Below are 10,046 nucleotides of genomic sequence, written 5' to 3'. Positions count from 1 at the left end.
TAGGCCCCCGCTGAACAAGGAGTCAATCAGACCAAGGTCCGTATATCGATCACATTACAGAGCAGATGGGCTCCGGGCGGCTGAAATCACGCGCCTCAATTTGGCCCGTAGTAACCATAATACTTGGCGCCGCCCAGTTGAGAACTGTCAATCTGATTGAGAAGCGCGACGACCTCTACAGATTCTCGCTTGGCGTCGAGCAGCATTTCCAGCGCGTGGTACGCATCCTGCTGCGAGGTCGAAGACCATTTGACGACGAGGACGATAATATCAGCGAACTCTGCGATCCAGCGGCCGTCGGCGACCGGGCCAATTGGCGGCGTATCGAGCACGACTATGTCGAAGCTGCGCCGCGCCGTCTCGAGCAGGGCCTGGAAGGCCGGCTCGGCAACCAGCTGGTCGGTGGGTACGTCACCCCGGCGCGCGCTTAGCATGACCCGCAGCGCCGTCATGGGATCCTGATAGGTGACGGCGGCCAGATCGATCTCGCGGCGCCCCGTGGACAGCACATCCACCACGGCCTTATCCGGCTCGATACCCAAGTGCTGATGGAGCCTCGGGCGGCGAAGGTCGCAATCGATCATCAGGGTGCGACGCCCAGCGATCGCATAGGCGCGTGCGATTGACAGCGCGACACTCGTCTTGCCCTCGTTGGGCACGGTCGAGCAAATCATGACGATCGGTGCCCTACCGCTATCGCCGGCAGGCCGCTTGCGCAGGATCTGGTCGACGGCGACCCTCGCGCTGCGGATGGACTCGGCATAGGCCGACATCGGCGCGTCGACCATGATATTGGCGATCGTCGCGCCGCGCCCTTCTGAGTCACCGTCCTCGCCAGACCGCGTTCGGGGGATCGACGCGATCGCCCTGACCTTCAGCACGGACTCAAGTTGGCGCTCGCTGGTGAACCCCCCGACATAATTCTCGTAGAGCACTGCCAGCAGAAGGCCGAGGCCCAGTGCGGACAGTCCGGCGAGGCCCAGGATCAGCGGTGTATTGGGAAAGGAGGGTCGATTGGGCGGAAGTGCCTCCGAGACGATGCGGCTGTCGGCGACCTGCAGTGCCGCCTGCGTCTCTAGGTCGTTGAGGCGCACCAGCAGCGTCTGATACTGCGTGCGGGCGATCTCGGATGCTTGCTGGATTTCATAGACCCGCGCCAGCACGTCCGTCGGCAGATCCGAGCTGAGCACGGATCTGCGCAGGTTGTCGCGCAAATCGCCTTCCCGCCCCTGCGCTTTACTTACTTCGCCCTGGAGCGAGGAAAGTTCGCTCTTGCTCGCTGCGGCGAGGTTCGCCTCGATCTCGGCCAGCCGGGCGCGAAGATCCACCGTCGCCGGGGCATCGTCAGGGGTCCGAGAGATGTTTCCAAGGACCTGTTGGCGCTGCGCTTCGAGCGCCCTGATCGCGTCTGATCCCAACGCCGTGGCCAGCGAGGTCCATTCTCCCCGCTCAGCGGACTTGCCAACCAGTTCAGCGAGATTGCTCAGCCGAACGCGCTCCGCCTCGGTGGCGATCAGGCTCTTCTGCAGGTCCGCGATATCCTGCCGCCCGGTGCCGGCAACGATGTCGTCGATATTCCGGGTGAGGAAATCGTCGAAGGCGCCCTCGGTCTTGACCACCGCGGCGCTGGCTTCCGAAAGTCGGGCGCTGAGAATGTCGCGCGCCTCGAGGGTGCTACTGATCTTGGCCTCGATCTGACTGCGCACGTAGGCCTTGGCGACGGCATCAGCCAGGGCGGCGGCCTTGGTGCTGTCCTGCGAGCGGGCCGCCACATCGATCAGGAAGGTGAGGCCGATACGCTGGGCGCTTACGGCCCGGCGCAGATTGCTCAGCACCTCGCCCAGCGCCTCTTCGCCGGTGGGAAGCTTCGTGTCCCCCAAACGCAGCCAGGCGAGAACGGTTCGCACAACGCCCAGGCGTACCCCCAGCTCCGGATCGCTCACCAGGTTAATGTCCTTGATCACCTTCAGGAGGTTGGAGTCGGAGACCACGATCTCCACCTCGCTGTCGACCCGGGCGCTGTCCGACGAGCCACTCACGGCCTGACTGTCGGGCGCGAGGAGGTTCTTGCGGCTGGGATCCACCAGCACGAGGCCCGACGCCGTATAGACCGGCTTCAGGGACACGGTGACGAGCGTCGCAACGGCGAGCACGGCGACGACTGTAATGACGATCAGCCGGACGCGGCGCCGGAGCAGATCGAGGATTCGCCTAAGGTCGATCTCGGAATTGGCCATGTTCATTTTCCGTCCACACCCTCGCTCAATTTGCCCGACGCTCGCGGCCGCAACGCGGCGAGGCCCAGGGCCACCAGCATCAGCAGCAAGAGGGCATTGGCCTCGATCTCGAGGCTGAAGTCGACAAAGGAATGCAGCGCCACCGCGGCCAGCGCGCCGAGGGCGACAAGCTGGGCCACGCGATCGGGCGAGGTGACGCAGCTACGCAGCAATCGAACGCCGAACCACAAGAGGATCAGTATCGGGATGCTGCCAACGACTATCCCGAGTTCGGCCCACAGCGCCAGATAGGTATTGTGCGCCTTGTCCCAGACCAGGTCGGCACTGACCGGCGGCCGATGGAACAAGGGGAAAGCCACCTCGAACGCAGCTCCGCCATAGCCGGCCCAGGGCCGGGCGGAGATCATCTCGATCACCTGCGCGTAGAGATCGCGCCGCACGTCGGCGGCCCCTTCCACCGAACCCAGGCGCTCGAGCAGGCCCAGGCCGTAAAACTGAAACAGGGCGACCGCCGGAACCAGCGCCGCCAACCCGATCAACAGGCGCCGGCTGCTTCGCAGGGGCAGGGCGGCGATCAGCGGTATGGCGACGACGAGGACGCCCAGCAACGCCGCTGCGGCGCCCATGCGCGATTGGGTGGCGAGCAGCGCCGACATGACGACGAGGAGACCAACGATGTGGAGCGTAAGGCTGCGCACCGGGCGGCCGCCGTCCTTGGCCCGGGTCAGCCGGTCCGCGCCCATGCGGTAGCCAATCTCGTCGAGGGTCAGCGCGGTGCCGAGGACGAGGCCGATGGCGAGATAGGTGGCAAACGAGTTGCGATTGACGAAAGTACCGGTCGCAACCCCCTCATAAGCCCATTTGGGGAAGATGAGGACAATGTCGCCGAGCTGCGTCAGCGCGATGACCGAGTAGGCGGCGTGGACCACGATGACGAGGAACAGCGCGTCGAGCATACGCAGGCGCCGGTAGCGGTTGGCGCCCACCAGCGTGACGAGCAGAACCAGGAGCCCATAGCTCAGCATCTGCACCAGCATCAGCAGCGTGTTGCCCGGGGCGAGGCTGATCTGGGACAAGGCCAGCACCGTGCCGTCGCGGGTCATGAGATCGCCGACCAGTCCGGAGGGCCAAGGCAAGGGCAGGGCCTGAGCGAGGAGGAACACGCAAAGCACGCCGAACCCCACGGCCGCGAACCAGCCGATGGGCGTGCGGCGCAGCCCGTTGTTCGTGCGCTCCAGCCCCAGCCCGTAGTAGAGCCCGGCCGCGCCGATGAGGACAGCGAACAGGGCCCAGAAGAAAGGGCGGGCGCTGCCGAGCGGGATGGCGGCGGCGACAACAATGATCAGCAGCAGCCAGGCCAGGCGGGCATGCAGCCGATGCAGGCGCATGTCCGGGGCACCGGGCGATGAAATCGCCGGCGACGTCTGGTCCCTGTAGCGTGCCAACCCGCCCCCCTATTCCATGCCCGCCGCCGCCTGCACGGCGTCGACAAACGCGCGCTGTGCAGCCGGATCGAGGGTTTCCACAATGTCGGTGATGCGGGCGCGGAACGCCTGGTCCTCAACATAGCGCGTCGCGATCGAGGCCACGCCGCGGCGGCTGCGGACGAGCAGCGCCAGGTCGCTTTCATGGGCCGCGAGCGCCGCCGGATCGAGCTCGACAAAGTTCTGTTCGGCGAGGGCAACCCGCAACTCGGCAAGCCATTGCTCGGTCGGCGCGGTACGCTGCGCCATGACCGCGGTCCGGTTCATCGCGGCCCAATCCTTGCGCAGCGAGGATGCCGCAGCCTCGACATACCAGCCGTAGGCAAAGCTGGGGCTGACGGCGGTGTCGGCGGCGGCGCGCGTGGTGCAGGTGTCGGCGACGGCGAGCCGGTCGCGGGTAGGCTGCGCCCGGCCATAGCCCGAGGTCAGCGCCAAGAGGCAGGCATCCATCGCCACCACGTGCGAACCGATGGACAATCCGTCGGCGGCGGCGCCGGAGCGCAGGGCGCGGAACTGATCGGCAGCGGCAGGCCCCGTATTCAGGTACGGCACCGCCTCGAGATAGCCGACAAAGCCCGCGGCTCCCAACAGTAGAGCGGCGGCAATGGTCAGGACCCTTCTTTTCAGAACTTCAGCCACGCCGATCCCATCATTCATTGCCTACCGAGAGCGCCCGATCGAGGCCACGGCTTCGATCAAGTCTAGGCCGGTTTTCTGACGAATTCGCCCAGCAACCATTCGTGCTGCGTTGTCTATGAGGAAGGTGACACGAACCGATCGTATTCTCCTCTACCCCCATGATGCCGCTTTTCTGCTGCATAAGACCTGCAATCCTACGTCAGTACCTGCCGGCGTGACCGGATTTTTTAATAATTGGTTAAGGTCATACGGCGAGCATGGTGCTGTCTAGGGGGCGGGTGCCGATGACATTCCTGCGCAGGCTGCTTTGGCGCCCCGACAAAGCCGCCGGGCCGCGCCGGTTTTCCTTGTCGCGGCTGCCGCGGGGCTGGGTTTTCATCGTGCTCGCGCTGGCCGGCTGGCTCGTCGTATTGCTGCTGTGGCTGTTCTTTAGCTTCCTCCTGGCGCAGTTCAGCTAGGCGAAGAAAGAGCGCCGCGGCGCCAGCCCCTTGCCACGCTAGTCGGAATGGGCGCAATCAAGCATCATGCCTGACGTCGCCGCCAGCATTGGACTCGATCGCCTTGCCGCCCTGGTGCGGCGGGCTCGCATCGGGCTGCGCCGGCTGGCGGGCGCCACGACGCTGTCGCAGCGCTTCCTGGCTGTGGCGACCCTCGTCGTCAGCATCGCCGTGGTCGCCCTTGGGCATTTGTCCGTGATGCGGCTGCAGGACAGCATCACGCGCGGCGTGGCATTGACCGCCGCGTCGAGCATCGATTCGCTCGTTGCCTACGAGCTGAGCAAGATCGACCTGTCCAAGCCGCTTTCGGCGGAGGCCAGGGCTGAACTCGACAGCGTGTTCAACATCGGCAGCGGCGCGGATACCACGAGGCTGCTGCAGATCCGGCTGTTCGACCTGTTGGGCAACGAGCGCTACGAGGCCAGCGACGTGTTCGAGACCGACATCCCCGATCCGGTGGCGTTCCGCGCGGTGGCGTCGCAAGGGCGCATGGTCGCCAGCGTGGCCGACGTGGGACTCGAGGCTGTCGGACCGGTGCCGCGCCTGCCGGTCAACGTGCTCAAGCTCCTCGCGCCGGTGCACGACCGATCGGACAACCCGCGGGGAGTCGCCCAGCTCTATCTCAGCGCCACGGCACTGCTGAGGATATTCGACGAAGCGCGCTGGCAGGCCTGGCTGACCGTCGGCGGCATCGGCGTTGGGGTGATCGGGGTGCTCTACCTGCTCGTCGACCGCTGGAATCAGACGCTCGTCTCGCAGCGCCGTCGGCTCGAGGAGAATCTGGTGAAGTCGCGCCGTCTCTCTGAAGACAACCGGCGCCTCCACGCGGCGTCGGAACAGCTGCGCGTCGACGCGGGCATCGCCAACGAGAGCCTCCTCGCCAAGGTCGGATCAGACATCCATGACGGTCCGATCCAGATGCTGACGCTGATCATCCTCCGGCTCACCCGCCGCAGGTCGTCAGCCGCTACACAGGCAAGCGCGGATCAGGCCACCCTCGAGCTGGCGACGGAAGCAATGGAGGAGTTGCGCAACATTTCCACCGGGCTGATCCTTCCCGAACTGACGGACCTGCCCATGGAAGGGGTGCTGAAACTGGCCATTTCGCGGCACGAAGACACGACGGGCACCGAGGTGGCGCTCACCTACGGCAACATCGGCGACAGCTTTCCGCTCGACGTACGTGTCTGTGTCTATCGGGTGGTGCGGGAGGCCCTCAACAATGCGTATCGCCACGCCTCGGCGGCCGATCAATCTGTGTTCGCCGAGGCGCATTCGGGGGTGCTGACCATTAATATCTCCAACAGCATCAGGCACGCGCCGCCGAAGCCGGATCATGAGCGCGGCACCGTCGGCCTGGGGCTCAGGGGAATGAAGTTTCGGGTGGAGTCGCTGGGGGGGACGCTCGAGGTCGAATTGCACCGCGCCGACCGGAGCAGCGTTACAGCGCGGATCCCCTATCGGCCGGAGACGAGCACTTCCGAAATGTCGGCGCTCTCGAGCGGCATCTGAGGCTGCTTCATGGCCTGGGCGGCAAGGACCACTTCGAGCCGGTTCTTGACCCGCAGCTTGTGCATCAGGTTGGTCATGTAGTGCTTGATCGTCTTTTCGCTCAGCTGCAGCGTTCGGGCGATCTCCTTGTTGGTCTTGCCTTCGAGCAGGCAGCTGACGAGCTGCTTTTCGCGCGCGCTCAGCCGGACTTCGGCAGGCTTTTCGCGCGACCGGTGCCGGTATCCCGACCGGAGGGTCGGCGCAAAATCGGGCGACACGAACACCGTGCCGGCCAGCACCGCCTCGATTGCAGCGTAGAGTTCCTCGGAGGGGCGGCCCTTGAGGACGAAGGCGTGTGCCCCCGCATCGAGGGCACGCATCGCCATTTCCACATTGGCAAAGGCGGTGAACACCACGATGCGGGTCGAGAAGCGCGCCACGATCGTCTCGATCGTGGCGAAGATATCGCCCGGCATGCTGAGGTCGGTAATGAGAATATCGGGGTGGAGCGTTTCGATGAGCAGGGTCGCGTCGCTCGCCGTGGTTCCCGTTCCGACGATGTCGAAGCCGGGCTCGTCATCGAAAAGCGAGGCGAGGCCGCGCAGCAGGGTCGGATGATCGTCGACCAGCGCAATCGTCGCCTCTAACCGTGATGTCGCCTCAATTTCCTCAGACACGCTTGGTCTCCCTACCGCCGGCCATTACTGGTCCTTGCCCTTGTCTGCCCCGTTTCCGTTAACGTTTCCGCTGCCGTTCCCGTTGCCATTTTCTCCGCCGTTCGCGTTCCCGTTCCCGCCGCCGCCAGCATTCCCGTTGCCGCCAGCGGGGTTGCCGTTGCCGCCGGCAGCATTGCCGTTGCCACCGGCATTGCCGTTGCCGCCGCCGCCCGCGTTGCCGTTACCCCCGGGGTTGCCGGCTCCGCCGGTATTGCCGTTGCCACCGGGGGCACCGTTGCCGTTGCCGCCGGCGTTGCCGTTGCCAGCCCTGGGGGGGGCCCCGGCTTGCGCCGCGGCGGTGGTGATGTCGGCGAGATCGAGCGCGGAAAATGTATCGCCGCCCGCGTTGGAGAGGACGACCTTGTCGGCGGCGGAGATCGCGAGGGTCGCGCCATCGCTCACCAGCAGCTGGGCGCCGGTGGCAAGGAATGTCACGGTAGCGCTGCCGGCACTGGCGAAAACTTTTACGCCCGAGTCCGCCACGGCAACGGACATGGTCCCGCCCTTCGAGACGGCCAGCAGCTTCGGCGTGGAGATGGTTACCGTCTCGCCGCCCGCAGCGACGGCAATCGTCACGCGTCCCGAGAACTGCTCGAGGACAGCACCATGCGAGGAATTGCTGGAGGGCGTTAGGCGCAGGGTCGTATCGGGCCCCAGCGCTATGGTGCCGCCATCATACTTGATGTCGATACGGCCACTCTTCAGCGTGCGCAGGATATCGTGGGGAAGGATTGTCTCGCCTTCCGCCAGCTCCCGCCAGCGCTCGTCAGCCAGTTTGAGCGCAGTGCCCTCAACCGAGCTCGCTGCCCAGCCCCCGGCGGCCAGCGCGGGCGGCGCAAGGCATAGCAGCGCCAGCAGTGCGAAGGCGATCGCGCTGGCTCGGCATCGATTCCTGGGTCGGCTCTGCTTCGACATCTCGCGCCCGGACAACCCGGCTCCGAACGGCATTGGCGCCGGACGTGGCGCAAGTAATGTCACGACTGGCCCAAAACGCAACATCCTGGCGCCCCAGTGTGACAACCGGCCGGGAAATGCGCCCAAGGTGGCGACCCCACTGGCCGGCTGGCGCGGCCTTTTGCAGTTGAGTCGGAGGAGGATCGTCATGAACGGCATGCTGGTTGTGCCTGCTGAGCGGACGTCAAACCGTCCATTTGAATACGCACAACGCGCGGAGCGCAATTCGGTGCGGCCGATCTCGGCGATTCCGATTGTCCCACTCTCACATCGCAATTAAGCCGACATCCCGAATAAACAGGTCGATTGCATAAAATTTGCATGAATTGCCAAATCGGCTCGAAAGCCGTGCCTGTTACATTGAGTTCCATAGAGGCACGAGGCAAGTCGATGAGCAGGATTTTCAGTCTTCGTTCGAACACGATCCGGATGTTTGCGGCAGTGTCGGCAGCGCTGCTCAGCGCGGTCGTGACGCCAGTTTCAGCCGGCCAGCACGCACCGCTCGGCTACCAGGTGATGTGCCTCAAATCGCCGCAGGAGTGCCGGGGTGGCGGCAAGGCGAAGGTCGCTCTCACCGCCGACGTGATGTCGACGCTGAAGCGCGTCAATTCCCACGTCAATCGCACCATCCAGCCGCGCCATGACAGCGGTGCCGACGTCTGGTCGGCCAGCGCCTCGAGCGGGGATTGCGAGGACTACGTGCTGGCCAAGCGCCGGGCGCTGATCAAGGCGGGCATACCGGCCAGTTCGCTCCGCATCGCCTATGTCAAGACCCGCAGCGGCGAGGGCCACGCCATTCTCGTGGTCAAGACCAACGGCAAGGACCTGGTGCTCGACAACCTCACGGCGGCCGTCAAGCCGCTCAGCCAGACCGGCTACCGCATCATCTCGATATCGGGCGCCAATCCCAGGAACTGGAGCTGAGGCGAGGCGCCGCTCAGGTCGGCGTCCCCTTGGGGCCTTCCGCCAGAGCCTTGTCCAGCAAGGCGCCGTGCTCGTCAAAGATCCCCAGATTCTTGGGTACGTTGCGGTAGCCCTCGGTCAAGGCACGGATCCTTTCCGCCTCGGTCAGCACCGGGACCACGTCGCCCCCGGTCTCGAACGCGTCCACCAATTGGCGACGCAGGTCCTCCAGCTTTGACACCGTGTCGTTGGCGTAGATCATCTCCGACCGGTCACTCGGGAACACCGCGCCGCCGCTCTGGACGACATAGCTCAGCGACACGAGATAGTAGCTCGCCTCGGTGAGCAGCTGCTGGTTGAGATCAGCCAGTTCCGAGAGCGTCGGGGGCCGGCTTTTCCAGCGGGCCGACTGCTCTTCGAGCGCCGGTTCCAGGTCTTCGCGGCGCACCACGTCGAAGGTAGCCCGGATCATCTCCAGCGACAGGAACCGGGACAGGGCTTCGCGCAACGAGACGGGCGCGGGGGCCTCGAGCGAGGCTATGGCCGTACCGCGCAGATCGGCAGCAAGCACCCCACCGGGGAAAACAGATGGCTGAACCAGGATGCCCACCAGGAACAGCAATTTGGCGGCGAAACGCATACCGGACCTCACGCACATTTTGCCGCGAAGCGTACCAGTTTATTCCGGCAAGATAGATCGTAACCTCTTGGTAAGGATAATATCAGTCCCCCAGGTCCTCCACGATCGTGCCGCGGCCAGCAGTCTTGGTGAGCAGTTGTCTACTGCCAGCGGTGCGCAGATGGTGAGGGGAAGCGCTCTCCCCGCCTGAGCTTTCAGCCATGTGCCTGGCGGGTCGGGCAGGGCGGCATGCGCTTCGCAGCTCTTCGCCCGGTCACCGGAGCGGCAGCGGCCGGCCCCGTGCAATGAAGTGCCGGGCGGGACAATAGCCCATCCCGCCCGGCGGCTGGGTCAGCGGTTGAGATAGGCGTCGATCGTGCCCTCATAGTCACCGGTGCCGAGCACCGATTTCGCCCACTCGAGCAGTTCGGGCGTCACGTAGCCGTCGCCATACTGAGCCACCCGATTGTCGTTCGCGGCCACCAGCAGGGCTTCGGTCAGGTCGG

General features: G+C 65.2%; 9 protein-coding genes. 3 read left to right on the top strand and 6 right to left on the bottom strand.

Annotated elements, in window-relative coordinates; translation table 11 throughout:
* Positions 1–95: 95 nt before the first annotated feature.
* Genes JWQ89_RS20285 through JWQ89_RS20275 form a run of 3 tightly spaced genes read right to left on the bottom strand, consistent with a single transcriptional unit; the run spans position 96 to position 4,360 of the window.
* Positions 96–2,237, bottom strand: coding sequence for a Wzz/FepE/Etk N-terminal domain-containing protein (locus JWQ89_RS20285; RefSeq protein ID WP_299644083.1), 2,142 nt, complete (start codon positions 2,235–2,237; stop codon positions 96–98).
* 2 nt (positions 2,238–2,239) lie between these two features.
* Complete coding sequence (locus JWQ89_RS20280; protein ID WP_299644082.1) at positions 2,240–3,682, bottom strand: O-antigen ligase family protein; 1,443 nt, start codon at positions 3,680–3,682, stop codon at positions 2,240–2,242.
* A gap of 9 nt (positions 3,683–3,691) precedes the next feature.
* The gene (locus JWQ89_RS20275) at positions 3,692–4,360 is read right to left on the bottom strand and encodes a hypothetical protein (RefSeq protein ID WP_299644081.1); all 669 of its coding nucleotides are present in this window, start codon (positions 4,358–4,360) and stop codon (positions 3,692–3,694) included.
* 284 nt (positions 4,361–4,644) lie between these two features.
* On the opposite strand from JWQ89_RS20275, the gene JWQ89_RS20270 reads away from it, so the two are divergent.
* Both JWQ89_RS20270 and JWQ89_RS20265 read left to right on the top strand, forming a co-directional pair.
* Complete coding sequence (locus JWQ89_RS20270; RefSeq protein ID WP_299644078.1) at positions 4,645–4,818, top strand: hypothetical protein; 174 nt, start codon at positions 4,645–4,647, stop codon at positions 4,816–4,818.
* Positions 4,819–4,884: 66 nt separating this feature from the next.
* Positions 4,885–6,369 carry an ATP-binding protein gene (locus JWQ89_RS20265; RefSeq protein ID WP_299644076.1) on the top strand — a complete coding sequence of 495 codons (1,485 nt, stop codon included), beginning with the start codon at positions 4,885–4,887 and terminating at the stop codon, positions 6,367–6,369.
* On the opposite strand, the gene JWQ89_RS20260 is transcribed toward JWQ89_RS20265, so the two are convergent.
* A complete protein-coding gene (locus JWQ89_RS20260; RefSeq protein ID WP_299644075.1) occupies positions 6,315–7,025 on the bottom strand; it encodes a response regulator transcription factor in 711 nt (236 codons plus the stop codon). The two genes, JWQ89_RS20265 and JWQ89_RS20260, sit on opposite strands and share 55 nt — an antisense overlap.
* A 24-nt stretch (positions 7,026–7,049) precedes the next feature.
* A complete protein-coding gene (locus JWQ89_RS20255; RefSeq protein WP_299644074.1) occupies positions 7,050–8,168 on the bottom strand; it encodes a FecR domain-containing protein in 1,119 nt (372 codons plus the stop codon).
* A 240-nt stretch (positions 8,169–8,408) separates the two neighbouring features.
* Between JWQ89_RS20255 and JWQ89_RS20250 the strand changes: the two genes are divergently transcribed.
* A complete protein-coding gene (locus JWQ89_RS20250) occupies positions 8,409–8,942 on the top strand; it encodes a transglutaminase-like cysteine peptidase (protein ID WP_299644073.1) in 534 nt (177 codons plus the stop codon).
* A gap of 13 nt (positions 8,943–8,955) precedes the next feature.
* Here the strand turns inward: JWQ89_RS20250 and JWQ89_RS20245 are convergent, their stop codons facing one another.
* A complete protein-coding gene (locus JWQ89_RS20245; protein WP_299644072.1) occupies positions 8,956–9,561 on the bottom strand; it encodes a hypothetical protein in 606 nt (201 codons plus the stop codon).
* Between the last annotated feature and the right edge of the window lie 485 nt (positions 9,562–10,046).

The sequence above is a fragment of the Devosia sp. genome (genome assembly GCF_028290645.1).
Lineage (GTDB): Bacteria > Pseudomonadota > Alphaproteobacteria > Rhizobiales > Devosiaceae > Devosia_A.
This window is presented reverse-complemented; position numbering and strand designations above follow the sequence as displayed.

Excerpts from the sequence above, each read along its gene's own strand:
- JWQ89_RS20285 (WP_299644083.1), bottom strand. The coding sequence starts at position 2,237 with ATGGCCAATTCCGAGATCGACCTTAGGCGAATCCTCGATCTGCTCCGG.
- JWQ89_RS20270 (WP_299644078.1), top strand. The coding sequence starts at position 4,645 with ATGACATTCCTGCGCAGGCTGCTTTGGCGCCCCGACAAAGCCGCCGGG.
- JWQ89_RS20265 (WP_299644076.1), top strand. The coding sequence starts at position 4,885 with ATGCCTGACGTCGCCGCCAGCATTGGACTCGATCGCCTTGCCGCCCTG.
- JWQ89_RS20255 (WP_299644074.1), bottom strand. The coding sequence starts at position 8,168 with ATGACGATCCTCCTCCGACTCAACTGCAAAAGGCCGCGCCAGCCGGCC.
- JWQ89_RS20250 (WP_299644073.1), top strand. The coding sequence starts at position 8,409 with ATGAGCAGGATTTTCAGTCTTCGTTCGAACACGATCCGGATGTTTGCG.
- JWQ89_RS20245 (WP_299644072.1), bottom strand. The coding sequence starts at position 9,561 with ATGCGTTTCGCCGCCAAATTGCTGTTCCTGGTGGGCATCCTGGTTCAG.